At 37.1% G+C, this 26,230-nt stretch carries 18 protein-coding genes; 11 read left to right on the top strand and 7 right to left on the bottom strand.

Translation table 11 applies throughout. The annotated features are described in order from the left end of the window. Positions 1 to 36 precede the first annotated feature (36 nt). Both acs and B9T35_RS03835 read left to right on the top strand, forming a co-directional pair. On the top strand, positions 37 to 1,980 hold the full coding sequence (gene acs / locus B9T35_RS03840; RefSeq protein WP_086189803.1) for an acetate--CoA ligase: 1,944 nt from the start codon (positions 37 to 39) through the stop codon (positions 1,978 to 1,980). A 163-nt stretch (positions 1,981 to 2,143) separates the two neighbouring features. Further along, entirely contained in the window at positions 2,144 to 3,325 is a 1,182-nt protein-coding gene (locus tag B9T35_RS03835; protein WP_086189802.1) for an acyl-CoA dehydrogenase family protein, read from the top strand. Between the two features lie 38 nt (positions 3,326 to 3,363). Here the strand turns inward: B9T35_RS03835 and B9T35_RS03830 are convergent, their stop codons facing one another. The 3 genes from B9T35_RS03830 to msuE form a co-directional block, all read right to left on the bottom strand. Next, a complete protein-coding gene (locus B9T35_RS03830; protein WP_086189801.1) occupies positions 3,364 to 4,035 on the bottom strand; it encodes an NAD-dependent epimerase/dehydratase family protein in 672 nt (223 codons plus the stop codon). Positions 4,036 to 4,236: 201 nt separating this feature from the next. Next, the gene (sfnG, locus tag B9T35_RS03825; RefSeq protein ID WP_086189800.1) at positions 4,237 to 5,364 is read right to left on the bottom strand and encodes a dimethylsulfone monooxygenase SfnG; all 1,128 of its coding nucleotides are present in this window, start codon (positions 5,362 to 5,364) and stop codon (positions 4,237 to 4,239) included. A 27-nt stretch (positions 5,365 to 5,391) separates the two neighbouring features. Continuing rightward, entirely contained in the window at positions 5,392 to 6,129 is a 738-nt protein-coding gene (gene msuE, locus B9T35_RS03820) for an FMN reductase (RefSeq protein WP_086189799.1), read from the bottom strand. 376 nt (positions 6,130 to 6,505) lie between these two features. On the opposite strand from msuE, the gene B9T35_RS03815 reads away from it, so the two are divergent. Beyond that, positions 6,506 to 7,156: a response regulator gene (locus tag B9T35_RS03815; protein WP_086189798.1), complete on the top strand. Its 651-nt coding sequence runs from the start codon at positions 6,506 to 6,508 to the stop codon at positions 7,154 to 7,156. A 79-nt stretch (positions 7,157 to 7,235) separates the two neighbouring features. Here the strand turns inward: B9T35_RS03815 and B9T35_RS03810 are convergent, their stop codons facing one another. Together B9T35_RS03810 and B9T35_RS03805 are read right to left on the bottom strand one after the other, a co-directional pair. After that, positions 7,236 to 8,003, bottom strand: coding sequence for a hypothetical protein (locus tag B9T35_RS03810; protein ID WP_086189797.1), 768 nt, complete (start codon positions 8,001 to 8,003; stop codon positions 7,236 to 7,238). 420 nt (positions 8,004 to 8,423) lie between these two features. Then, the gene (locus B9T35_RS03805; RefSeq protein ID WP_086189796.1) at positions 8,424 to 11,918 is read right to left on the bottom strand and encodes a PAS domain-containing hybrid sensor histidine kinase/response regulator; all 3,495 of its coding nucleotides are present in this window, start codon (positions 11,916 to 11,918) and stop codon (positions 8,424 to 8,426) included. 187 nt (positions 11,919 to 12,105) lie between these two features. Between B9T35_RS03805 and B9T35_RS03800 the strand changes: the two genes are divergently transcribed. Together B9T35_RS03800 and B9T35_RS03795 are read left to right on the top strand one after the other, a co-directional pair. Next, the gene (locus B9T35_RS03800) at positions 12,106 to 12,438 is read left to right on the top strand and encodes a DUF485 domain-containing protein (RefSeq protein ID WP_086189795.1); all 333 of its coding nucleotides are present in this window, start codon (positions 12,106 to 12,108) and stop codon (positions 12,436 to 12,438) included. Between the two features lies 1 nt (position 12,439). Continuing rightward, a complete protein-coding gene (locus B9T35_RS03795) occupies positions 12,440 to 14,155 on the top strand; it encodes a cation acetate symporter (RefSeq protein ID WP_086189923.1) in 1,716 nt (571 codons plus the stop codon). A gap of 67 nt (positions 14,156 to 14,222) precedes the next feature. On the opposite strand, the gene B9T35_RS03790 is transcribed toward B9T35_RS03795, so the two are convergent. Next, positions 14,223 to 14,597 (bottom strand): hypothetical protein, encoded by a 375-nt coding sequence (locus tag B9T35_RS03790; protein ID WP_086189794.1) that lies wholly within the window; start codon positions 14,595 to 14,597, stop codon positions 14,223 to 14,225. 270 nt (positions 14,598 to 14,867) lie between these two features. On the opposite strand from B9T35_RS03790, the gene B9T35_RS03785 reads away from it, so the two are divergent. Next, positions 14,868 to 15,545: an ion channel gene (locus tag B9T35_RS03785; RefSeq protein ID WP_086189793.1), complete on the top strand. Its 678-nt coding sequence runs from the start codon at positions 14,868 to 14,870 to the stop codon at positions 15,543 to 15,545. Positions 15,546 to 15,712: 167 nt separating this feature from the next. Beyond that, positions 15,713 to 17,680: a BCCT family transporter gene (locus B9T35_RS03780; RefSeq protein ID WP_086189792.1), complete on the top strand. Its 1,968-nt coding sequence runs from the start codon at positions 15,713 to 15,715 to the stop codon at positions 17,678 to 17,680. A 64-nt stretch (positions 17,681 to 17,744) separates the two neighbouring features. On the opposite strand, the gene omp33-36 is transcribed toward B9T35_RS03780, so the two are convergent. Next, the gene (omp33-36, locus tag B9T35_RS03775) at positions 17,745 to 18,620 is read right to left on the bottom strand and encodes a porin Omp33-36 (protein WP_086189791.1); all 876 of its coding nucleotides are present in this window, start codon (positions 18,618 to 18,620) and stop codon (positions 17,745 to 17,747) included. A gap of 1,058 nt (positions 18,621 to 19,678) precedes the next feature. On the opposite strand from omp33-36, the gene blaOXA reads away from it, so the two are divergent. The 4 genes from blaOXA (at position 19,679) to B9T35_RS03755 (ending at position 26,225) form a co-directional block, all read left to right on the top strand. Continuing rightward, a complete protein-coding gene (gene blaOXA, locus B9T35_RS03770) occupies positions 19,679 to 20,539 on the top strand; it encodes a class D beta-lactamase (RefSeq protein WP_086189790.1) in 861 nt (286 codons plus the stop codon). Between the two features lie 541 nt (positions 20,540 to 21,080). After that, positions 21,081 to 22,790: a GGDEF domain-containing protein gene (locus tag B9T35_RS03765; protein ID WP_086189789.1), complete on the top strand. Its 1,710-nt coding sequence runs from the start codon at positions 21,081 to 21,083 to the stop codon at positions 22,788 to 22,790. A 161-nt stretch (positions 22,791 to 22,951) separates the two neighbouring features. Beyond that, a complete protein-coding gene (locus B9T35_RS03760; RefSeq protein WP_086189788.1) occupies positions 22,952 to 24,304 on the top strand; it encodes an MFS transporter in 1,353 nt (450 codons plus the stop codon). Between the two features lie 208 nt (positions 24,305 to 24,512). Next, positions 24,513 to 26,225 (top strand): P-loop NTPase fold protein, encoded by a 1,713-nt coding sequence (locus tag B9T35_RS03755; RefSeq protein WP_086189787.1) that lies wholly within the window; start codon positions 24,513 to 24,515, stop codon positions 26,223 to 26,225. Positions 26,226 to 26,230 lie beyond the last annotated feature (5 nt).

Here is a 26,230-nt window from a genome sequence, read left to right as displayed (position 1 = left end):
ATCTCGCGATGAGATGAAAAAGTAAGGGAGTATAATATGAATGAAATTTATCCCGTGCCAGAAGAGTTTGTAAAAACGGCACGAACCAATGAACAACAATATTTTGAGCGTTATCAACAGTCACTTGAGCATCCAAATGAGTTTTGGGCGGAAGCTGCAAAAAAATTGGATTGGATTAAACCGTTTACCCAAGTTAAAAATACCAGTTTCGAACCCGATAACTTTAAAATTGAATGGTTTGCCGATGGTCAATTGAATGTAAGTGCAAATTGCTTAGACCGACATTTAAAAGAACATCCGCATAAACCTGCCATTATTTGGGAAGGTGATCATCCTTCACGGCATAAAATTATTTCCTTTGAAGAGTTGCATGACGAAGTGTGTCGTTTTGCCAATGTTTTAAAAAAACGCGGTGTAAAAAAAGGCGATCGTGTGGTGATGTATATGCCAATGGTCTCTGAAACAGCCATCGCGATGTTGGCGTGTACACGTATTGGTGCAGTGCATTGTGTGGTTTTCGGTGGTTTTTCGCCAGATTCATTGGCGAGTCGGATTGATGATAGTCAAGCTAAAATTGTGATTACCGCTGACTCAGGTATGCGTGGGGGTAAACCGATTCCACTGAAAGAGAATGTGGATGCGGCTTTGGCTTTGGATGGAACAGATTCAGTTCAAAATGTGGTTGTGGTACACCGTACAGGCAATCCGATTACCATGCATGAAGGGCGTGACTTGTGGTATCACATGGAAATCATGACGGTCAATGATATTTGCCCACCTGAACCGATGAATGCTGAAGATCCGCTTTTTATTCTGTATACATCAGGCTCTACAGGTAAGCCGAAAGGTGTGTTGCATACCACAGGGGGCTATCTGACTTATGCGAATACCACTTTCCGTGAGGTTTTTGATTTAAAACAGGATGATGTGTTTTGGTGTACGGCTGATGTGGGTTGGATTACAGGGCATTCTTATGTGCTGTATGGACCACTTTCAAATGGTACGACCACGGTGATGTTTGAAGGTATTCCACAATATCCATCATGGGCACGCACAGGGCATATTGTAGATAAGCATAATGTCACGATTCTTTATACTGCTCCAACTGCCATCCGCGCGATGATGCGAGAGGGGGATGCTTTTGTTCGAGAGAGTGATCGAAGCAGTTTGCGTTTATTAGGCTCAGTTGGCGAGCCAATTAATCCTGAAGCATGGAATTGGTACTATACAGTGGTGGGTGAAAACCGTTGTCCAATTGTGGATACATGGTGGCAAACAGAAACAGGTGGTATTTTAATTTCGCCTTTACCAGGTGCAACACCATTGAAACCGGGTTCTGCAACACGTCCATTTTTTGGTGTTCAACCTGCGTTGGTAGATGCTGAAGGCAAAGAATTAGAAGGTGTTGCGGAAGGTAATTTAATTATTAAAGATTCATGGCCGGGGCAAATGCGAACCATTTGGGGTGATCCTGAACGTTTTATTGAAGCCTATTTTGCGACTTATCCGGGTGCTTATTTCACTGGGGATGGTGCACGTCGTGATAAAGATGGTTATTACTGGATTACGGGTCGGGTCGATGATGTATTAAATGTATCAGGGCATCGTTTAGGGACTGCGGAGGTTGAAAGTGCTTTAGTTGCACATGAACATGTCGCAGAGGCTGCCGTTGTAGGAATGCCACATGAGATTAAAGGTGAAGGCATTTGTGCCTATGTCACCTTACAGGCAGGTATTCCTGAAACAGATCATTTACGTAAAGAACTGATTGCTTGGGTGCGTAAAGTCTTGGGGCCTGTGGCAACACCTGATGCTTTGTATTGGGCACCATCATTGCCGAAAACACGTTCTGGCAAAATTATGCGTCGTATTCTGCGTAAAATTGCTGCCAATGAGTTAGACAGCTTAGGTGATACATCAACATTGGCTGATCCAAGTGTGGTGGATCAGTTGATAGCAGAAGTGAAGGCGAATTCTTAAATTGAGTGATTTTATCTGAGAAGTCTAATCTTCAACATTTCAAATACCGCCAGTTAATAGGCGGTATTTTTATTTAAGGAATAAACACTTCAGGCATTGTGATAAAGGTATTGGCTTTGATCTGTTAAGCTTTTAAGCAGATATAAAAATATGAGTGAGCAGCATGAATGCGCAACAACCGCTTTTAGTTCAAACACCTTTAGAAATTGCGCAACAGCTTGCACAACAATTTGCTGAAACAGCAGCAGAGCGTGATAAAGCAGGTGGAAACCCGAAGTTTGAGCGTGATTTAATTCGTCAAAGTGGCTTATTGGGCTTATCTATTCCTCAACAATACGGTGGGCAAGGCGCAGATTGGAAAACCATTTTCCAAACCATTCAAATCATTGCTCAAGTAGATAGTTCACTAGCGCATGTATATGGTTTTCATCATTTATTGATTGCGACAGTACAATTATTTTCACAAGCTGAGCAATATCAATCTTGGTTTGAGCAAACCGTAAAACAAAACTTATTTTGGGGGAATACTTTAAATCCTCTCGATCGAAGAACAACAGCACAACAAATTTCAGAAAATGAATTTATTTTTCAGGGTGATAAAAGTTTTTGTTCAGGCTCTATGGATTCAGATATTTTATTATGTTCGGCGTATAACGATGAAGCTAAGTTATTGATTGGCGTTATTCCAACGGTTCGTGAAGGCGTCAGTCTTTTGGGGGATTGGAACAATATGGGACAACGCCAAACCGATAGCGGAAATAGTCATTTTGAACAGGTTAAAATTCATAAAGATGAATTACTCTTAAATCCGGGGCCATTGAGCACACCCTATTCCAGTTTACGTCCGCTCATTGCCCAACTCATCTTTGTGCATCTCTTTTTAGGGGTCGCTGAAGGTGCTTTTGAACTTGCTAAAGAAACGGTTCAAAGCCAAAAAGCATGGTCGAAATCTTTGGTTGAAAATGCCGTGAATGATCCATTTACCCAAAAGCATTTTGCAGAGTTTTATGTACAACTGGAAAGTGTACGTTTATTAACGAATAAAGCAATTGAAACGCTACAGCATGCTTGGAATCAAGTAGAAAATTTAACTGCAGAGCAACGTGGCGAAGTATCTATTGCTATTGCGACTGCAAAAATTGCTGCGACCAATACATCGCTTTATATCACGCAAAATATTTTTCAAGTGATGGGGGCGAGGGCAACCACTGCCAAACTGAATATTGATCGTTTTTGGCGTAATGTGCGGACGCAGACTTTGCATGACCCGATTGATTATAAATATCAGGAAGTGGGTGAGTGGGTATTAACAGGTAAAGTACCTGATCCGAGTTTTTATTCGTGATTTGGATGTTGGATTATTCATAAAAGGTACTGCTTTAATTAGCTAACTTTCGAGGCTAGTTGAGCAATATCTTTGACTTCTAAAATATGAGTCGGGTAACCACTGCGGACAGCATTTAGCATCGCCACGCCGATACTACTCGTTGTTAAAATGGAGTGAGGTGAAAGACGTTTAATCAGCGGAAGAATAGGGTTCATTATTTTATAAAATAAACGATAGCTCTTTGTTTTTGATTGAATACCATCTAAAGGCTGAATAATTGCAGGGCGGAAAAGGTAAACCGCTTTAAAATTCATTCGGAGCAAGGCATTTTCAGTTTTACCTTTCACACGTGCCCACATCACTGTACCTTGCTCAGAGCTGTCTGTACCGCTGCCAGAAACATAAATAAAGGTCATATTAGGATGATTTATTTCTAATGCTTTGGCGATTTGTATAGTTAAATCGTAGGTAACAGCATGATATTGTTGTTCTGATAATCCCGATGCAGAGATACCCAAACAAAAAAAACATGCATCAAAATTTTGAATGTTATTTAGATAATCGGTTTGATGTAAGTCAGCAGTAATTACTTGTTTTAATTTGGAATTTTGGATATCAAGGTTTTGCCGTCCAACCACCATCACTTCTTTCACATCATCAGCAAGTAAGCATTCCTTTAAAACACCTTGCCCAACCATTCCGCTCGCACCAAAAATTATGATTTTCATGAAGATATACTCGTAGTGATTGGATTCGATAATATATTTAGGGGTGTTGATTTAGGTTGTTGTATAAATCAAAGGATAATTAGAAACGTCTTGCCTTAAGATAAACTTATTTTGATGTAAAATTCAAATGAAAAATTCCCTCAGACCGAGCTCTGAGGGAAATAAAGAACATGCTCTTATCGGTTATTGTTATGTCACAGTCTAAGCTGATTTCGCAGTAATTTGACTGTGTTGAGCTTCTTCAAGTTGGCGAACTAAAGGCAGAACACGTTCACCAAAATATTCAACCTCTTCAATAAAGTGTAAGAAACCTGAAAGAATAAGATCTACACCGACTTCTTTCAATTCAACAATACGTTCTGCAATTTGTTGTGGTGTTCCAATCAAATTGGTTCTGAATCCATCGTTATATTGAACTAAATCTTCAAACGTAGATTTAGCCCAGTTACCTTCTCCTTCTTTAGAAGATGCACCAGCTTCACGGGTTGCATCACCAAAAGCGTGTACGGCTTCAATATTCGCACCATCAATAATAGCTTGAAGGACTTGTTTAGCCTCTTCTTCTGTATTACGGGCAATAATAAAAGCATTCACGCCAATTTTAACTTGATGATTATTGGCTTTGGCTTTTTCACGTATATCATCAATCTGCTTTTTAATTTCAGCAGGGGTGTTGCCATTGGTGAAGTACCAATCTGAAACACGTGAAGCCATGTCACGTGCTGCACGTGAGCTACCGCCTTGGAAAATTTCAATATGTGGCTTTTGCAGTGGTTTTGGCTTTAAGGTGTAATCTTTAAATTGGTAATATTCACCATCAAAACTATAGTTATCTGTTGTCCAAACGCCTTTTAAAGTGCGAATAAATTCTTCCGAACGGACATAGCGTTGATCATGTTCAGGCCAAGGTTCGCCAATCGCATCAAATTCACCACGGAACCAACCACTCACTACATTAATCGCAATGCGCCCATTGGTTAGATGATCAATCGTTGCTAATTGCTTTGCCGCTAAAGCTGGTTTCCACGGACCAGGGAGGATGGCTGCAATCACTTTGAGTTTTTCAGTTTTCGCCAATAAACCGTGACTAAAACTGACTGATTCATGTTGATTATCTGCACCATAACCCGCTGTAAAACGGATTTGGGTCAGGGCGTATTCAAAACCACTTTTTTCAGCAGCTTGCGCCAAACGTACATTGTAGTCATAGCTCCAATCGGTACGTTGTTCGATGTTACTCACCACCAAGCCACCACTTACATTGGGCACCCAATAGGCAAATTTAATGGCTTGATCTATCGTCTGTTGTTCTTTTTTATATTGAGTCATATCAGCATCCTCTAATTTTTTATTGACTTAAGCAACCTGAGATTGCGGTGTCTTCGATTTATGGTGTAAACGAGATTCCGCTGCATCTAAACTAGGTACTGCTGCCGAAGGTAAAACTTCTTCTTGCTCAATTTGTTTATTAATGCCCAAGTTTTGGTTGGCTTGTTGGCTTTTTGCTTTCACAACTTCAGCGCGTTGACCTTTCGCAGGTGCCCATTCCAAAATAGGTAAAGCACGTGCCACAGCTAAGGTAATACGATCACGTAAGAATTCACTGTGAATGGTATATTCAGGGGTGAAGTCACGATCTGTGGCATAGACACCAATCGGTAAAGTCTGGGCTTGAAAGAAGCTGAACAATGGACGTAATTGATGTTCAAGTACTAAAGCATGACGATCACTTCCGCCTGATGCCGCAAGTAAAACAGGAACATCGACCAGTGCTGTTTGTTCGACAAAATCAAAGAAGTGTTTGAACAGGCCTGTAAATGATGCGCGATAAACAGGGGTGCCGACAATCAGTGCATCAGCAGCTTCAACGGCAGCTAAATCATCTTGTACGCGTTGTGGTAATTGGTTGCGGTAAATTGCACCTCCCAATAAATGTCCGATTTCACTAAATTTAATAAAATGTACGTTAATTGGCGTTGCTTGACCTAATTCATTTAAAATTTCTTGAACCAACGCTTCAGTTTTGGAAGGGTTATTTAAACCACCAGAAACAGCGACGATGTTTAATGGTTTTTGTTGTGAAAAAATAGACATATGGACAACCTAAAATTTTGTTCTCGGGATGTCATCTATTAATCATTATCAGGTGCTGGGGTGTAAAATAAGCAAATGAAAAAAGTTTATCTATTTTTGATATATGATTATTTTCTGTTTAATTTTTGATAGGATTAGGCAATAAGATATTGATCATTCTCATTATAATTTTGAAGAATAAGTAATTCATTTTAATGTATTTATTTTATATTTAAAGCAGATATAAATATCTATAATTAGGCTAATAGCTTATAAAAAGTAAGCCTTTCTGATTCAAACCAAGTATTTATCCGAAAAATAGTAAAGATTTACGTATCCTTAATAGCAAGAGTACGGTTAGAATTGACTTCTGTGCTAAAGATCTTTCGCTTCGCTTATGAATATTTTAATCGTTGATGATCATCCCCTGTTTCGCCACGCTTTAATTCAAGCGGTTCGTTACAGCTTACCTCAAGCTCAAATTAATGAGACTGCTGCGGTCAATGAGTTTTATGAACGCTTAGAAAATGGTCCTGAACCGGATTTAGTTCTACTAGACCTAAATTTACCGGGGGCTTCTGGCTTTTCAGCATTGGTACATGTGCGTGCACAGTATCCATCATTGCCGATTATTGTGGTTTCAGCACACGAAGAAACATCGATTATTCAACGCGCAATTGCACATGGTGCAATGGGTTATATTCCTAAATCTGCGCACCCAAGCCATATTGGTGAAGCGATTCGTCAAGTGCTTGAAGGTGATATTTGGTTACCACCAAATTTACCGACCAATTTGAATTTTGACCCTCGTGCTGCAGATGAAACCGCTTTGGCTGAACGTATTCAATCGCTTACACCACAACAATTCCGTGTATTGATGATGGTTGCTGAAGGTTTATTGAATAAGCAAATTGCTTATGAATTAGAAGTCTCTGAAGCAACGATTAAAGCGCATGTGACCGCTATTTTCCGTAAATTAGGTGTGCAAAATCGTACACAAGCAGTATTGGCTATTAGTGCTTTAAATATTGAAGAAAAACGCGTTTAAATTTAAGTGCTATATAGAATAGTGAAAATAGAAAAAGACCTCAATTGAGGTCTTTTTTATGGGTATTGCAGTTTGAATTTTAAGCTAGGCAATCTTGTTTTGAGATTAAATCTGGGCAACCCAATGGGTTTAATGCACATTTCAAATCTTCAATTTGATCTTGAGAAACATAGCCTTTTGCTTTGAGATAATCTGCAACGCGGTCATCTCTTAAACTTAAGAAAGCCGCATCATACACACCGAGATCAACAAAGAGTGCTGCAGTTTCAAGACCATTGAAACGATCAAGGAACACATCAGTGCCATACATTAAGAAAATATGATCGTAATTTGCTTGGGCATCAACATGTAAACGTTGTGCTAAATTATTCGGTGGCGTTTTGATAAATAATAAATCAGAGAGCTCATCTAATTGCGTCATATCTAATTCATTATTGCCTGTTTTTACTTTACCTAGCCATGCTTTGAATACCAATACAGCGCCACCACGGAGTAACATACTCCAAATTTGGTGTCGAGTTTCATCACTTAAATTGTTGCTTTCACTTTCTAAAATTTGAATCAGTTTGTCTTCTTGCTGTGCAAGTTTATCAAATAGTCCCAAACCATGTGGGTCATATGCCACAGGTGTAAAAACATCAAATTTCAGTTCTTCAAAAACTTGTAATGCGAGAGGTACAGCGCTTTGATAGAGGGTATTTAAAGCCTGTAAATGGGTATCATTGAGTTTGCTGTGTTTAAAAATTTCTTGCCAATTCATCTCAGGCAACATTGCATTGACACCATATTGACGGTGGAATTGCAGATTTTGATGAGCTCCTTGTGGGACAGCATCTCTAATATTCATGGCACAACTCCTATTTTTAAAATTTATTAATCAATTTTTTTCACGTCATCCGTGTGTGCTTAAAAATGAATAATTTATATGTCCTTTATGATTTATCTAATATGCAATAGGAATAAGACTAAAGTTGTATTTTGTTTATAATTGAATTTTTATCTATTTAAAAACAAATAATTATAGAAATTGTAACTAAGTATACAAGTGTTCACTTAATTTTTGGTGTACTTTGCCATAGGAAATGAAGTAATGAAATTTTTAGTCAATTAAATACAAGTGTTCTGATTTATTTCTGAAAGCTTTTGCCTAAAAGTCAAAATAAATTGCTAATCAGCTTAAAGAATGGTCTTTTTTTGTATGATAAAAGCCCATATTCCGTAAAGAATATGGACTTAAAATGTTTCAAACTATTTAACTCGTACAATACTATTTTGAAATTTTTAAACCAGATAACCATGAGCGTAATGAAGCTGGTTTTAAAGGTTTTCTTAACAGTACGACATTCAGCTCTTTCAAACGTTGTGGTAATTCTGGATCAGAATCTGCCGTGATTAAGGCAACAGGTACATTCTCTAATCGTTGTTCTAGAATGAAATCTAAACCAATTTTTTCATTGTTTAAATGCTGATCTACTAGCCACACTTGAATATTTTCATTCTGGATAATATCCAAAGCCTGTTCGGGTTCAGTGGCTTTAAATACTTGATAACCCCATTTGGTTAAGAGAGTTGCCATGCCTTCTAAAATCGTTTCATCATTGTCTAGACAAAGGATTTTATAAGCTTTGGTTTTGAGTGGTATTGCTTGTACAGGTGTGGCAACCACTTTCGGAGCAGCAACAATTGGCACCTCAATCATAAAGCAAGAGCCTCGCCCGAGTTCTGAATAAACATGCACAGGATAATCAAGTAGACTGGTCATGCGTTGCACAATAGCCAAACCAAGCCCTAAACCTTGTTCTCCCCAAGGTGAAGTATGTCCACAACGTTCAAACTCTTGGAAAAGTTTAATGCGTTGTTCTTCAGCAATGCCGGGACCCGTATCCCAAACACCAATTCGAATATGCTGAGGATGATCGGTAGAGCGTAATACGCCCACAATTACACGTCCTTTGGCGGTATAGCGTAAAGCATTACTGACAAAGTTTTGGATAATACGACGAATCCATTGGGGATCGGTATCAATCCAAAATTGAACATCGTGCACTTTAAACTGAATGCCACGTTGCGCAGCAATTGATTTAAATTGTAAGTCTAAATCACTGAGCAAATCATGCAACGGATAAGGTTGGCGTTTGGGCTGAATAGATCCACCTTCCAAACGTGCAATATCCAGTAAAGCTGAAAGCATGCTTTCAGCACCATGCAGGGCACGGTCTAATTGTTGCAATGTTTTACGGTCTTCATCCAGTTGAATACTTTGTTCTAGTGCGGTACTAAAGAGTCGAGCTGCATGCATGGGTTGCAATAAGTCATGGCTTGCCGCAGCAATAAAGCGACTTTTAGACATATTGGCACGGTCAGCTTGCTCACGTGCCAATTGTTGCTCGGATAGGGCATCTGCCAATTGGTGAGTACGATCAACAACGCGTGCTTCTAGAATGGCTTCATTTTCACGGAATGCAGTAATGTCAGCAAAGGTTGTAACAAAACCACCTCCTTCAATTGGATTACCTCGCATTTGAATGACGCGGCCATCTTTACGGATACGTTCAAATTCATGTGCACTTCTACCAACTTTCATCCAGTGAATACGTTTACGGACATGTTCTTCTACGGAACCGGGTCCACATTCACCACGCTCGGCGTTATAACGGATCAAGTCCGAAATAGGGCAGCCAACATAGACCAAGTCTTTTGGATAATCGAATAGTTTAAGGTATTGGTTATTCCAAGCGACCAAACACATATTCTCATCGACCACACTTACACCTTGGGTCATATGGTCAATCATGGTCATAATCAGATTTTGGTTAAAGCGTTGCCATTGTGATGCTTGGTCTAAAATATTGGCAACTTGTCCAAGTGCTAAACCATTGTTCACCATCGCTGTGGTGAGAAGGGTACGTGCGGAAGCTGAACCAATGGTACCTGCTAGGTATTGTTCGGTAAAACGCCACCACATGCCATTGGCACTGCTATTTTCATTCAGCACTACATTGTTCATAGTACAAAATTGTTTAAAGGCATGTGTAGTTGGGCCTTCGCCTGTAATGCGTTTAGCCAGTGCGATTAAATCGCCCACTTTTAAACGGGCCACATCATGATGTAAATAGTTAATGTCAGTAGATGTGTTTTGCGCAGGTAAAGGCTTGGTTTCGTAATAGAAGAAACTTTCAGCCTGAATTTGTTCTGCAATACTTGGACGATAAATTCGTGAAATCCAAACATACAATAAGATATTTAAACCGAGTGACCAAGTGACGCCATGTGTCAGTGGTGCAAAAGATTCAAAACCCAATAAAGCTTGTGGTCGAAGCCAATCAATCCCAAACGGTCCACTACTTAAAAACTGACTTGCAAATTGACCATATTCAAGCGGAAGGCTCTTTAAAATTGTGGGTAAAAGTAGTGTATAAATCCACATAAAAAAGCCAACAATCAGGCCAGCGTAGACCCCTTGACGACTTCCTCCACGCCAGTATAAACCGCCAATTAAAGCAGGTGAAAATTGTGCAACCGCACTAAAGGCAAGTAAGCCAAATACCGAAAGTTGATCAATATCATTAAAGAAGTGGAAGAACAAGAAACCCAGTAGCATAACCGCCAAAATACAAACACGGCGAGTAAACTTCAGCACTTGAGGCATGCGTTTATCATGTCGTGACAATAAGCCTAAGCGCCATAACGCAGGCATAATTAAGTCATTACTCAACATAATAGAGAGTGCGACAGATGAAACCAAAAGCATACCAGTAGATGCAGAAAAGCCACCTAAAAATGCCAAGAGGGTGAGCCATTCTTGGTTGTAGCTCAGAGGCAGTGACAATACAGCAACATCTGGAATGGTTAAATAAGCAGGTGCTGCATGGAGTGCCCAACTGGCAATCGGGATAATGGCAAAAATAGTTAAAATTAAATAAACCGCAAACCAACGTCGTGCGCCACGAATATGTTTTTCATCTCTCAGTTCGACTACAGCAACATGGAATTGACGGGGTAAACAAATAATCGCAAGTGCAGCAAGCAAGGTTTGAACCCAAAAAGTTTCAGGCACACCAAACAGTTGAACTTCATGAAATGTCTTTGAAACATCATGTGAAATTTGAATGATATTTTGAGGATTTTCAAAAATAAAAAAGAATGCAACACAGAGTAAAGCAAACAGTTTCACAAAGGACTCAAATGCAACAGCCAACATGAGTCCACCATGTTGTTCGGTATTGGCGATTTGTCTTGTTCCAAACATCATGGCAAGAATAGCTAAAACAGCTGTAAGTCCTAGAACGCCATTGGTCGTGGCAGAAACCACTTCAGTATTATGGTCGAGCATCACAGAGGCGCTGAGTGCGATTGCGCGAAGTTGTAAGGCAAGGTAAGGGATAATCGCAACAACGGCCAAAATGGTGACAAGAGAAGCCAGTGCACCACTTTTACCATAACGTGCAGAAACAAAGTCTGCGATGGATGAAATGGCATGATGCTGTCTGACTCGACCGAGCCTACGCCAAATGTCATACCCTAGACCCACAAATAAAAGAGGTCCTAAATAGATTGGAAGGAAAATAATACCTTCACGGACTGCTGCACCTGTTGCACCATAAAATGTCCAAGACGAGCAATAAACACCCAGTGTTAGACTAAAGAGAAGCATTCGTCCACGCGTACTTAAACGACTGGCGTGCTTCTCTCCATAGAATGCGCACACAAATAAAATCAGGATATAAAGGGCCAGAACCCCAATAATCAACCAACTGTTCATAAGGACTACAGCTAAAAAACCTAGCGCTATAATACCGTATCTATGAACGATCACGTTGAGCTTGATCAAAATTTAACGACCAAAGTCTAAGTTACGAATGGCATAGAACCTTGTTAATTTTGAATATGTAGAAAAAAGATTAAAAAAAAGCAACCAGTGGACTGGTCGCTTAACAAGGAGCATGGATATGGATGATAGACAAGTAGAAGCAATTCTACAGAATCCAAAATTTAAAGAAATGGTTGCTAAAAAAAGTAAATTGAGCTGGACATTAACTGGAATTATGTTGTTCGTTTATGTTGGGTTTATGCTTTTAGTTGGCTATAACAAAGAATTTTTAATGAGTTCTTTTAGTGGTGGTGTTACAACTTGGGGAATGCCACTTGGTTTAAGTATTATTGTACTGTCTTTCGTTTTATGTGGCGTGTATTCATATGTTGCAAACAATAAGTTAGATCAATTGACTAACGATGCAATGAAAGAAGTGGAAGCAATTGCCCATGAAAAAGGACAATACTAATATGAAATGGAATTCATTAAAGACGAATGCTGTAGCGGCTTCTACACTTTTACTTTCAGGGATGGCTTTTGCAGGTCCTGATTTGGGTGAAGCACAACAACAAGCAACCAATTGGCACGCAATCATTATGTTTGCGATTTTTGTTGGCTTGACTCTATTTATTACCAAATGGGCTGCAAAACAAACTACAAGTACAGCTGATTTCTATACAGCCGGCGGTGGGATCTCAGGTTTCCAAAATGGTTTGGCGATCGCAGGTGACTATATGTCAGCCGCATCGTTCTTGGGTATTTCCGCATTGGTCTTTGGTTCTGGCTTTGACGGACTTTTATACTCATTAGGTTTCATGGTCGGTTGGCCAATCGTATTATTCTTGGTTGCTGAACGTTTACGTAATCTTGGTAAATATAACTTATCAGACGTTGTATCTTTCCGTTTAGAAGAAAAGCCAGTTCGTACACTTGCTGCAGTAAGCTCGCTTGTCGTGGTTGCATTCTATTTGATCGCGCAAATGGTGGGTGCAGGTCAGCTGATTAAACTTCTTTTTGGCTTGAACTATAACATAGCCGTTGTGATTGTTGGCCTTCTAATGATGGCTTACGTGATCTTCGGTGGCATGCTTGCAACGACTTGGGTACAGATCATTAAAGCAGTGATGTTGCTTTCTGGTGCGACCTTCATGGCGTTCATGGTCATGCACTCAGTGGGTTATAGCTTCTCGAATATGTTTACTCAGGCGATTGATGTATTTGCAGAAGTACATAAAATTAGCGTTTCTGAAGCACATAACATTATGGGACCAGGTAAGTTAGCAGCAAATCCATTAGATGCATTATCTCTTGGTTTGGCGTTAATGTTTGGTACAGCGGGTTTACCACATATTCTAATGCGTTTCTTTACCGTTAAAGATGCGAAAGAAGCACGTAAATCAGTGGTTGTTGCGACAGGTTTCATTGGTTATTTCTACTTATTAACATTCATTATTGGTTTCGGTGCGATCCTTTTCGTATCAAACAACCCACAATTCATTGATGTTGCTAAAATGGCTGTGACTGGCAAACTAGAATTAGTTGGCGGTAACAACATGGCTGCTGTTCATTTGGCAGATGCCGTGGGTGGCGACTTGTTCATGGGCTTCATTTCAGCAGTTGCATTTGCGACAATCCTTGCAGTTGTTGCCGGTTTAACACTGTCAGGTGCTTCAGCAATTTCTCATGACTTGTATGCAAATGTATTTAGAAAAGGTCAAACAACACCTGAATCTGAATTACGTATGTCTAAAATCGCGACTTTAGGTCTAGCAATTTTTGCAATGATTTTGGGTATCGTGTTTGAAAAACAAAACGTCGCATTCATGGTGGGTCTAGCATTCTCTGTTGCAGCATGTGCAAACTTCCCAGTACTTGTTCTTTCAATGTTCTGGAAAGGTTTAACCACTCGTGGTGCAGTGATTGGTGGAGTCGTTGGTTTGGTAACAGCGGTAACGTTGATTATCTTATCTAAAGCAGTTTGGGTAGATACACTTAAAATTTCTGATACACCAATTAACTCGTTTAATGGTCCAGCAATTTTTGCAATGCCTTTAGCATTCTTCTGCTGTTGGTTCTTCTCTGTGACTGATAAATCAGCACGTGCTCAAGCAGAACGCAAAGCATTTGATGCACAGTTTGTACGTTCACAAACAGGTATTGGTATCTCTGGTGCTTCAGATCACTAAGTGATGAATGAAGCCTAGAAAAAAGAAAAGCCCCAATTGATGGGGCTTTTTTTATTCAGAAATATATTTAGTCTTTGGTATAGACCTCATTATTCAAAACGACTTTCCATTTGCCTTCTTGTTTGTAGGGCGCTTTGGTGATGGTAAAGTTTTGAGATAATTCACCTTGTCCAACTTGAAAATGATGCGTATCAAACTCAGTAATTGTGGCTTTAATATCAGACGTTGAAGAGGCTTTAATCTCGCTTGAAGCTGTTTTATTCTCAACTTTTGTATGATGTACATATTTGGCATCACCATCCTTTTCAATGGTCAGTGTGCTGGTTTCATTTTTCCACTGACCAATAAACTCTTTATTATTTTCAAGCAGAGGACTGGTTTTTCCACAAGCAACCACACCGATAGAACAGATTGTTGCAAGGAGAACAGCTTTATATTTCATTTAAGTTTCCTTTTCATATTTATGTTTTTTTACTTGCCTAGTATTGATTGAAACTGTGTGAATGTATTGATGAGTTTCTCCAATATTCTGTAATCAATTGACCTTTTACATCGTTACTCATAGCTCATTTATTTTTTTTTAGAGGTGAAATCAAAGGTTTTATTCATGAAACTAAATATGAATTTAAAATCCAAAATTGATGCAAACTTACTTTTAATATTTAAATTATGATAATTTGGCGACATGAAAAGAATAACATTTGAGTAAAAAATGCGTGCTGTTGTTGAATTTTGGAAAGGCTTTAAATTACTCCCATCAGCATGGTTATTGTTGGTGCAATTTCTAATTTTAATCCTCTTGGTTTTTGCCAATGGAAGTCGAAGTTATCAAGCTTTGACTTGGGCCTTAGGTGTATTGGCTTTATTAATTATTGCCAAGGTGATTCGTCAAACACCTGCTTTTACAGTGCTCGGTTTATTTTTTGTGAGTGGCGCGTGTCTATTTTCCTTTCTGATTTTGATCGGATATAGCGCAACATGGATTCAAGTCATTGCACATAGCTTTGAAGCGGCAGCCTATTTTAGTGCCACTTATGGTTTAGTACGTTATATGTTTGCAGATAAATATCTCACCAAAGATGAACTCTTTGCAGCAGGTGCAGTGTTTACTTTAATGGCTTGGGGCTTTGCATTTTTATACAGCATTTGCCAAATGTTAATTCCACAGAGTTTTTTAAATCCGAACCATATGGGTGATTCTCAGCCATGGTTAGATTTATTATTCATCAGTTTTAGTTTGCAATCAGCAACGGGTTTATCAGATTTAATTCCAATTTCACCTGTAGCACGAGTCATTGCAATGTTTCAAATGTTTTCTGGAGTCATGTATTTGGCATTAATTGTTTCAAGACTCATTGCATTGCAATACATTGCTAACAAACCTGATTGAAATATGTAATTTCAAGTTACAGGAAGTAAACTGCCGACAAAGGTGGAATAAATTATAATTTTCTCCGAACCCAACTGATTTTCTACCGGGTTCGTCTTTATTCACACGTGTGAATGCCTTTCTTGACCATCTGGTCTGTCCGTTAATTAAAAAAACATGGGGGAATTATGCCTTCCAAAAAGACGTCTTGGTTTACCAATGTAAATCCAAATGTTTTTTTTAGTACAGTAATGATTATTGTCGCTTTCTTAGCTGTCGTCATTATTGCACCAAATGCCTTTGATTTAATCACTCGCCAAATGAATCAGTGGATTACAGATTCTTTTAGTTGGTTCTATGTTTTATCTGTCGCGATTTTTCTGATTGTACTGATTTTCATTGCTATCTCTGACATGGGGAAAATCAAACTGGGTCCCGATCATAGCCAACCTGAATATGGAAATGGATCATGGTTTGCCATGCTCTTTACCGCAGGTATGGGGATAGGACTGATGTTCTTCGGTATTGCTGAACCTGTCATGCATTATGTCAACCCACCCACAGGTGAACCAGAAAGTATTGAAGCCGCGCAACAAGCGATGCGAATTACTTTTTTCCACTGGGGCTTACATGCTTGGGCAATTTATGCATTAGTGGGTTTAAGCCTAGCTTATTTCGCTTTTAGATATAATTTGCCCTTAAAAGTACGTTCTGGTTTATATCCCATTATTGGGGAACGAATCTATGGTCCTTTGGGGGATGGTGTAGATACCTTTGCCACGATTGGTACGGTATTTGGTGTTGCAACGACTTTAGGCTTTGGTGTGACCCAAATCAATTCAGGTTTAACGTATCTGTTTGGTTGGGAAAGCTCAATCAGCATGCAAATTATCTTAATTATTTTTGTCAGTAGCTTGGCTTCTTTATCTGTTTTTCTCGGTTTAGATAAGGGTGTTAAGCGGCTTTCGGAACTGAATTTGATTTTAGCTTTAGTCCTTTTAGCATTTGTATTCTTCGCCAGTTCTAGTATTTATATCCTGCAAACCACCATTCAAAATGCAGGGCAATACATGTCCAACTTATTTAGCATGACGTTTAACTTGTATGCTTATCAACCGAATGGCTGGATCGGTGGTTGGACAATTATGTATTGGGCATGGTGGATTTCATGGTCACCTTTTGTTGGAATGTTCATCGCACGTGTTTCACGTGGTCGTACTATTCGTGAATTTATTGTGGGTGTATTACTGATTCCGACGGGTTTTACTCTGATTTGGATGGGCTTTATGGGTAATGCTGCGTTATATAGCATTCTCGAACAAGGTCAAACAGGGTTAATCACTGCTGTACAAAAAGATTCATCGGTTGCGCTCTTTGAGTTTTTAACACATTTACCATTTGCAGGTATTTCTAGCCTGATTGCGACAGTTTTGGTTATTTTATTTTTTGTCACTTCAGCAGATTCAGGGGCTTTAGTCACAGATTATTTAACGGCTAAATCTGAAAACTCTCCAACTTGGCAACGCCTGTTTTGGACTGCTTTAATGGCAATCTTATCGATTATCTTGTTGATGGTCGGTGGTTTGAGCGCCTTGCAATCCGCAACCATGATGAGTGCATTGCCGTTTACTTTTATTATGTTGTTACTGTGCTGGGGTTTACTCAAAGCTTTACGCTTAGATGTGATTAAAATGAATGCTTTGCAAGTTGCACGAATTACACCACGGGCAGTACAAAACCCAAGAAGTTGGCAACAGCGTTTGGGCTTGATTATGCATTATCCGCATGCTCAGCAAGAGGTAAAATGCTATATTCAAAAAGATGTTAAACAAGCGTTTGAAAGTATTCAACGCGAATTTAAACGTCGTGATTTGGATGTGCTGATTAAAGAAACAGAAAATGGTTTGCAACTGAATGTAGATCATCACAATGAGATCAACTTTATTTATAAAGTGATTGCGCAGGAACTGGCAGCACCAAGTTTCATGCTGAATGATGAACACCAAGATATTCATGATTTTTATCAGGCAGAAGTTTTTCTACGTGAAGGCGGTCAGAATTATGATGTGATGGATTGGACGCAGGAAGATTTGCTACAAGATATTATTGATCAATATGAACGTCATTTGCATTTCTTAAATATTGTCAGAAATTAAATCTTTTGAAATGTAAAAAAGGACTCAAATATGAGTCCTTTTTTTGAATTCGATTTCTAAAAAATTAGAAACGGAATTTAGCATTTACGCCAACAGTTTCAGTATCAAGGTTTGAACCTTTTTCAGCATTCGCATTTACATAGCTAGCGCCAACTGCAACAGCAGGAGTAATAAAGTAATTTACATTTGCGCCCCAAGCTGAGTCTGGAGAACCAGCAAAGCTAGATTCAGCGTAAGAAGCGCCAACGCTTAATTGTGGGTTTAAATATAAATCAGTTTTTAATTGGTATGCAGTGTTGTCACCGTAAACAATACCAGATTCAAAAGCGATCGACATATTTGTACCGTCAATCGCGCCAACATATTTAGCACGTGCAGTAATCGCATCTTGGTCTTGACCAATTGTTGCAGATTCTAAAGCAGCTTGAGCAACACCGTTGTTTAGGATGTTGAAAGCATCATAAGAAACTTGGTTAGCAACATTTGTATAACCAAGAGCAACTAAGAAGTTTGGAGCAACAACAGCACCAAGTTCTAATGCAAAACGGTCGCCATTGTCATCAGCTAAACCATTTTTGTTATCTGTGATTGTGTGGCTATAAGAAGCACTTGCATATGCAGGTACAAACTTAGTTGGAACATAAGCTTCCGCTTTAGCACCAAAAGTATGTGAGATAAAATCAGCAGTACCTACGTCATATTCGCCATAGTTATAAGCTAAAGAAACGTTAGATGCTTGGTTTAAAAAAGCTGCTTCTGCCAAAGGACCTTTAGAAGAATCTACATTTTTGAGGTAATAAGTACCCTGAACAGCGCCAGTAAAGTTTTTTTCGTTTACTGTATTATCGATGTACTCAGATTGACCTTGTACTTCGAATTGATACGCTTGCGCACCGGTCATGGCTAATAATAAAGCAGTGGCTAAACCGAGTTTTTTCATAATCATTTCCATAGGTTAAAATGGGGTTAAACACACCGCATTGTATTGTAACAATATATTAAGTCAATGAAGTTTAAGGACATTATAATTTTGAATTTTTAGCATAAATAGACTATTGGATATAAAGTGATCACTTGAATTATATGCGTCAACTCTTAAAAAAGATGAATCAGAACAAGTAAATAAAGAATAGAAAAAGTGGGAAAAAGACGAAAATTAAGACAATATGATGAATATCTGTGATTACATTAATAGTTAAATATTTAAAATTTAATCGGAAATACTGATTTATTTAGCTGTAAAAAACAGCTGATCTTACAATTGTATAACAATGTAACTGTTGTTTTTAATCAATCTAAAACATGTTTTTTATTGTTTTGGTGTTTTTAATCTGTTTGATTGACTATTTTGTGATTATTATTGAGTTTATTGGTTAATATGATGGATATATCAAATCTGATCAAATTAATCGACTTTACATAATTTGATCTTTTTCACATAATATTTCTATTGAATGTGATTCATTTAAGAATCATTGATTCAACCAATATTTGGTTTCTATGCCCAACTTTCCCCAAGGTTGGGCTTTTTTTTTATTTAAATTTTGCCTTTAGATTTGAAGAGTTTATAACTGGATTTATTCTTTGATTGCAAATATCACTTTTTAAAAGTGCACTTGCTGAGAAATAGTCTATTTTTAAAGTTTAAATTTGAACTTAATATCTGATTGATGCGAATGGAGTGTTATTTTTATGAAACAAGATGCACTTTATTGGTGCGATATTTTGCCTATTAAATAAAAAAACCATAAAAAAAATCCCAGTTTTACAAGAAAACTGAGATTTTTCGCCAAAATCTTCGAGAAAATTAGAAATCCTGCTGAGGATCGATTCTAAAGTGCCCTAATGAGGTGCATTATGCACTTATTTGTTGCGTGTGTAAATAAATTCTTACAACTTTAGGATCGAATTTCTAAAATTAAAAAAAGCAAACAGATAGATCCCTCAATCATCTTATTATAATGAATTGAAAATGCAGTGAAAGATGGAATAGATCTTATGAAGATAAACACGTTGCTGATTGTTTTTAGCCTTATGTCATTGAGCTTTGTGGGATGTGTAACCTCAACACAAAAGGTACAAGAACAGAAGAGAGAAGAGCCTAAAAAACAGTCTATGCAATATGATTCTAAACGTATCAATGAAATTCCTCTGTTATTTGATGAAGCAAAAACAAAGGCTGTCTTTATTGTATATGACGGTCAATCGACACAGATATATGGCAATGATTTAACCCGTGCGCAACAAGCCTATGTACCTGCTTCTACATTTAAAATGCTTAATGCACTGATTGGTTTACAACATCATAAAACCAGCACTAATGAAGTTTTTAAATGGGATGGTCAACCTAGAGCATTTCCAATGTGGGAAAAAGACATGACTTTAGCAGAGGCAATGCGACTTTCTGCTGTCCCTGTTTATCAAGAATTGGCGAAACGCATTGGTTTAACTTTAATGCAAAAAGAAGTGCAACGAGTTGCTTATGGTAATCAGGATATAGGTACTCGAATTGATAAATTTTGGTTGCTTGGACCTTTAAAAATTACGCCTGAGCAAGAAGCCAAATTTGCATATCAATTGGCAACAGAACAACTTCCTTTTGACCAGAACGTACAAAAACAAGTCAAAGATATGCTCTATATTGAGCGCCGTGGTGATACTCAGCTTTATGCCAAAAGTGGTTGGGCAACAGATGTTGATCCTCAAGTGGGTTGGTATACGGGTTGGGTTAAAAAAGCAGATGGTAGAGTCGTTGCCTTTTGCTTAAATATGCAAATGAATCGTGATGCTGATATTGCCGAGCGTAAACAACTGACATTGGATGTATTAGATAAGTTGGGTATTTTTTACTATTTATAAAATATTTTGATATGCATTTTTATAGATACCAAGATGAAATAGGATTGATAGGAAAGTGATCAATAGATAAAAAGAAGCCCAGTCGATTGGGGTACATGACTGGGCCCGAAAAGGATGTTTAGAGTCTTGTGAGAAAAAACATCCTAGGTGTTGAGTTAAAGTATAAGTATCTTGAACTTCAAAAGACTCTTTACCTTATATGATTATTATGTAGTAAATCTAAATATAAGTAAAACAATTAAAATTAATCTTAATAGTGATTTTGTAGAGTATTGAGTGTTTTTTGTTAATAGAAATTGATTTTATAAAGATCTCGATAGATTTGATTAGGTTTATCACAATTCTTAAAACATAATTGATTCAAACATGGACATTATGTAAACAGTCATTTACATTGTATCTGTAGTGTTCTATAAAAATAATGAATATAGCATTTAGTATAATTGTTTCTATGGATGTTTTTTTAGATACTAAGTTGATGTAATTTATGTAAATTTAAGAGTTTTTGAACATAAGTGTTTTACTGGAGAGCGTATAGCGGATGTTAAAATTACGTTCTGAACAAATCAGTAAACGTTTATTGGTTTCAATGCTGATTATTGTGTTGTCATTATTGTGTATTTCTATTCCATTGATTGTAAGTAGTTATAAAGAATATGTAAAAGCACAACACGCATTAATTGAAATTCAAAGTCTAGGGGCTGTTGCTGACCTTGCCAATAAAATATCAAGAGAACGTGGTCCATCCAATAAAGCAATGTCGAGTTCGCCTAAAGAACGACAAAAAAACCTTCAAGATCTAAAAGAATATCGCAAACAAGTTGATCAGCAAATTGCATCTACCTTTCAGACATTAAAGCAAGCAGGTTTTACGGGGCTAACACGCGAATTAAAAAGTGATTTAGTTCAAAGTTTGAGTCTTGGTCGTCAAAGTATTGATCAATATATTCAAACACCTTTTAAAGAACGTCAGTCTAAACAGTTAGATGATGCTATTTTAAAGATGTTTCAAGCTTGGGACAGTAGTCATGAGCTATTAAAAAATGTTGTGATGCAGTCACAAAATAAAGACAGTTCCGTGGCGAACTATTACACGCAAATTTTGATTCTCGCAGATTTACGTGATCAAGCTGGGCGAGTCGCTTCTAATGTCATGGCATATTTGTCATTTTCAGAACCGCAACCTAGCGACAATATTGCACGTTCTTTACAGACTCAAAAGCAAGTTCGATATCTTTGGGATTTGGTGAATACGATTCAACCTGAGCAAGATAAGACACCTGAATTTATTCAGTTACATCAGCAAGTCAAAACAGAATTTATTGATCAAGGCTTACCGATTATTATGCGTTTGATTGATGAAAGTCGTCACCATCAGCCTTATTATTTAACAGGCACACAGTTAACAGATGCAGTTTCTAATAAATTTTTAACTGTGATTAATCTACAAAAATATCTTTTAGAATCTAGTGTTCAAGTTGCAAAAGCAGAGCAAAACATCGCTCAACAAAAGTTTTTAGTGACCTTATTGGTCTCCATTATTTCTTTAATGGCTGCTTTATTTACCATGATTTATGCACAACGCAAGGTTTTTGCACCTTTGATTCAAGCAAGAAATATGATTGTAGAATTGTCTTATGCCAATGCACGAGATCATACTGATATTGCAGTTCGTAAGAATCAAGAAACTTACTCTTTATATGATGCGATGCAAAAATTGCAAAATATGTTGAAGCAACGTGATGCTTTTGAATTTCAATTAAAAAATATTGCCAATACTGATAAATTAACAGGCGTATCAAATCGGTTGTTTTTAGATGAGTATTTAAAAACGGTAGAGTATCTCCCACAACATTTTGATTATCTTAGTTTAATTATTATTGATATTGATAATTTTAAGCGTGTGAATGATCAGTATGGTCATATTTTTGGTGATAGCGTTATTGTTTCTGTCGCAGAAAGTCTAAAAGAAAATGTACGTAGTACAGATTTAATTATTCGTTTTGGTGGTGATGAGTTTTTGGTGGTGATTGATCAAATTGGATTCGAACAAGCTTTAATTTCTGCTGAAAAAATTCGTGAATCTATTTCGGCTCTTGATTTTCAGCTTCCTGAATCAGATCAAAAATTAACAGTATCTGTCAGTATTGGTGTGGCAGTGGGGGCAGAAAATTGGATTGCTTTGCTTGAAAAGGCAGATAAGTCTTTATTTAAGGCAAAGGCCCAAGGCAAAAATGTTGTGGCAGGGTAAAGGTTAATATTTCCGATTTATTATTTATTCAAAAAATTGGTTATTGTGTTATTAAGCTGAAAATAATGCACAAAGGTATGTACATATACCTTAATGATAGTTGTATTTTACTTGATCTCATCCAAAATAATTATTTTCAAGATTAGGTAAGAATCAAGGATATGGAGAGTCCAAATAATCAAATTTCATCAATTATTGATCGAAAAATATCAGGATATCAGTGGTTAATTATTCTATTGTGCTTTTTTATTGCACTTTTTGATGGTTTTGATACTCAAGCCGTTGCCTTCACAGCCCCAGCAATTATTGATGCTTTTCAATTAGAAGCAAAAGCCTTAGCACCAGTTTTAACGGCTGGAATTATTGGTATGACGATTGGTGCAATGTGTTTAGGAATATTGGGTGATAAGCTAGGGCGAAGAAAAACATTAATTCTGTGTATCTTTATTTTTGCTATATCAACCTTATTCACTGCTTTTGTAACTCACCTAAATCATATTTTTATTCTTAGGGTTATTGCAGGTTTAGGCATGGGGGGAGCGACACCTGTATTACTTGCTTTGGCGGCTGAATACTCTCCAAAGCGTTATAAAGGACTTGTAACAACAGGTGTATTATTGGCTTTGCCCGCGGGAGCAATGTTAGGTGGTTTATTGGCAGCCAAAATTATGCCTATATGGGGATGGCAAAGTATTTATATTATTGGTGGCGTCGTTCCTTTGCTCTTTTTAGTGATTCTTTTCTTTGTTTTACCTGAATCTTTGGAGTATTTACGCCAAAAACCAACGGCATTGAATAAACAGACAATCGAAAAGATTTTGAATAAGATCTCGGCAGAAAAAATTCACTTGGATGAAAATAACTTTCACTCAACTACCGAATCTAAAGAAAAAACTGCAAAGCTATCTATTTTATTTCAACAGGGTTTAGCTAAAACAACCATTGGCGTATGGGGAACATACTTTTTCAATTGGGTCGCTTGGTTTATGTTGCTTTCGTGGTTACCGACCATTTTAAAACAAGCAGGATTAGATCCGAGTAATGCTCCTTACGCTTCTGTCACTGTGAATGCAGCGTTTATTGTTTTTGCAATTCCTTTGGCTTATTTTCTACCAAAGTTAAATACTGTCAAAATACTTTCTTTTATGTTCATCTGCGGTATAGCGATTGCGATTGCTTTAGGTTTAACCATTCAAAGCCAGCAGTGGGGGCTTATATTTGTATTAATTGCTTGTGCAGGTTTTGGAATAGGTGGACAGCAGTTAGCCTTAAATTATTTAGTAGTTGCATCATATCCGACTGAAGTTCGGGCTACAGCGATTGGTTGGGCAATCGGGATGGGACGATTTGGAGCTATTATAGGTTCAGCAATAGGAGGTCTTATTTTGGCTAGTTTCGGTATTCAAGGCTACTTTATGAGTTTGGCTATACCGTTAGTGATCGCTTTTATTTGCATTCTCATGATTCGTAAGAGTTATAAGCAAACGACAGATAAAATAGTTACAAGTCACTAAGCAAAAATAGTATTTTGCTGTACAAATATTGTCTTTATTTAGTTAGCGTCTAATGAATTTCATTGGGCGTTTTTATTTAAACTTACGACTTAAGAAAGTGAAATGGTCTAGTCGGTTTATGCAAAGCATTTTTAGAATAAGTGATTGAAAGTTTGAATAGTATTTGTTTTGATAGTGATCGAACTAAATTAATTGTGTTTTAGACAATATGGGTATTCAAGAAAAAAGAAAGCGCCTTAAAGATGCTTTAGAAAAGAATATTAAAGAAGAAAAAATGGGTACAGCAATTGCAATTACAGGTTCGTGGGGTGTCGGTAAGACTTATTTTTGGAATAAGTTTAGAGAGGATTATCCTTCTAAAAATAAATATGTTTATGTTTCGCTCTTTGGTTTAGAGTCTCTTGGTGATTTGAAAACCCATATTTATAGCAATATTGAAAATAATCATTCCAGTATTGAGATTCCTCGTTGGATTCGAGGTTTGCCATCAATTTTGAAAGACACAAAAATTTCACAATTTGGCATCAATGCCTCTGCTAAAGTTTTTGACAGTTTAATGTTCAATCAGGTTAAAGACGCAGTTATTTGTTTCGATGACTTTGAGCGAATGTCGAATAAACTTGATATTAAAGATGTTATGGGTTTGGCAAACCAACTCAAACTAGAAAAAAATTGCCAGATTATTTTAATTTTAGATGAGAGTAAAACTGAGGATAAGAACAAAGAAAAATATTCTGAATATAAAGAAAAATTGATTGATGAAACCATTATTATTAACTCAGTTGAACCTTTGATTCGTGAAAATACAAAAGATATAGATAAACAATTAGTAGACTTAATGGTGAAATTTGCTGATGAATTAAAGATTCATAATTTTAGGTTTTTTCAAAAAGTCATAAGGTTGTATAAGCAATTTAGAGCAGAATTACCCGACATAGTTGCTTATTCAACAGAAAAAATTATTTTGATTCGAATTTTACAAGGATATTTTATTGATGATTATGGCGAAAGTTCAAATGTAGGGTGGAAAGATTTTACGATTGAAAATGCAATCAAATTAATGAATGGAATTGAAAATGATGAGTTACAGGGCACAAAATTTATAGTACTAAATCGGCTTAGTAAAGTGTCATATCAATTTGTTATCGATCCAGACCAATGGTTATTTGAGTTTAAAAAGTGGTTTGAACAGAAGGGTTCGTTAGATTTTAAAGAGCTTAAACAATTGGCAAACTCAGATTTAATTTCAGAAAAAAATAATTTGATAAAAGAAGAACTCCAAACCTTAATGAATCAATGGAGAAACTTGAATGTAGATCAAGACTACTGTGATTATTTATTTGAAAAATCCTCAGAGTCAATCACATTTAATGATTTAGAAAATCTAAATTTCCATTGTTTTCTTCTTAAAAAATTTGGTCGTAATGACCTTTCTAAACAATTAAAAACAAAAGTAATAGCCTTGCTTATTAGTAGAATGAAGGAAAATTATAATCAAGTTTTGGAGAATGCTACACATTTTGGCTATAAGAATGATAATTTATTTCATTGGTATATCAAACGTCAGAAGCTACATTATTCATTAACAGGATTACCTTCTTTATTTGATGTTTTGAAGGTATATGTTTTAGATAAAAATATAAAAAATAAGGCTAAATTAGTATTACAGTATGCTACTCAAAAAGATTGGGATGATTTTATTTTTATTCAGTCAACAGCTGACTTGGAGTTAAAAGCATTAACCAAAGGAGAGTTGATGACAGTTATATTAGAGCAAAAAATAGATTCAACTTTAACGCCTTTAATAAAGCAGCATATTGAAGCAATTTTATTCGATAAACTCTCTGTTAGCACAGATTCATTTCAGCAGCAGAATATTGAATTTGTGATAGAAAATTTTAAAAAGAAAGGGCTCTTATGAGCCCT

This window comes from Acinetobacter sp. ANC 3832 (genome assembly GCF_002135415.1).
Classification (GTDB): Bacteria; Pseudomonadota; Gammaproteobacteria; order Pseudomonadales; family Moraxellaceae; genus Acinetobacter.
This window is presented reverse-complemented; position numbering and strand designations above follow the sequence as displayed.

Excerpts from the sequence above, each read along its gene's own strand:
- omp33-36 (WP_086189791.1), bottom strand. The coding sequence starts at position 18,620 with ATGAAAAAACTCGGTTTAGCCACTGCTTTATTATTAGCCATGACCGGT.
- B9T35_RS03800 (WP_086189795.1), top strand. The coding sequence starts at position 12,106 with ATGGATGATAGACAAGTAGAAGCAATTCTACAGAATCCAAAATTTAAA.
- blaOXA (WP_086189790.1), top strand. The coding sequence starts at position 19,679 with ATGAAGATAAACACGTTGCTGATTGTTTTTAGCCTTATGTCATTGAGC.
- B9T35_RS03780 (WP_086189792.1), top strand. The coding sequence starts at position 15,713 with ATGCCTTCCAAAAAGACGTCTTGGTTTACCAATGTAAATCCAAATGTT.
- B9T35_RS03835 (WP_086189802.1), top strand. The coding sequence starts at position 2,144 with ATGAATGCGCAACAACCGCTTTTAGTTCAAACACCTTTAGAAATTGCG.
- B9T35_RS03795 (WP_086189923.1), top strand. The coding sequence starts at position 12,440 with ATGAAATGGAATTCATTAAAGACGAATGCTGTAGCGGCTTCTACACTT.
- B9T35_RS03805 (WP_086189796.1), bottom strand. The coding sequence starts at position 11,918 with ATGAACAGTTGGTTGATTATTGGGGTTCTGGCCCTTTATATCCTGATT.
- B9T35_RS03755 (WP_086189787.1), top strand. The coding sequence starts at position 24,513 with ATGGGTATTCAAGAAAAAAGAAAGCGCCTTAAAGATGCTTTAGAAAAG.
- B9T35_RS03815 (WP_086189798.1), top strand. The coding sequence starts at position 6,506 with ATGAATATTTTAATCGTTGATGATCATCCCCTGTTTCGCCACGCTTTA.
- msuE (WP_086189799.1), bottom strand. The coding sequence starts at position 6,129 with ATGTCTATTTTTTCACAACAAAAACCATTAAACATCGTCGCTGTTTCT.
- B9T35_RS03765 (WP_086189789.1), top strand. The coding sequence starts at position 21,081 with ATGTTAAAATTACGTTCTGAACAAATCAGTAAACGTTTATTGGTTTCA.
- B9T35_RS03810 (WP_086189797.1), bottom strand. The coding sequence starts at position 8,003 with ATGAATATTAGAGATGCTGTCCCACAAGGAGCTCATCAAAATCTGCAA.
- B9T35_RS03785 (WP_086189793.1), top strand. The coding sequence starts at position 14,868 with ATGCGTGCTGTTGTTGAATTTTGGAAAGGCTTTAAATTACTCCCATCA.
- B9T35_RS03790 (WP_086189794.1), bottom strand. The coding sequence starts at position 14,597 with ATGAAATATAAAGCTGTTCTCCTTGCAACAATCTGTTCTATCGGTGTG.
- B9T35_RS03830 (WP_086189801.1), bottom strand. The coding sequence starts at position 4,035 with ATGAAAATCATAATTTTTGGTGCGAGCGGAATGGTTGGGCAAGGTGTT.
- acs (WP_086189803.1), top strand. The coding sequence starts at position 37 with ATGAATGAAATTTATCCCGTGCCAGAAGAGTTTGTAAAAACGGCACGA.
- B9T35_RS03760 (WP_086189788.1), top strand. The coding sequence starts at position 22,952 with ATGGAGAGTCCAAATAATCAAATTTCATCAATTATTGATCGAAAAATA.
- sfnG (WP_086189800.1), bottom strand. The coding sequence starts at position 5,364 with ATGACTCAATATAAAAAAGAACAACAGACGATAGATCAAGCCATTAAA.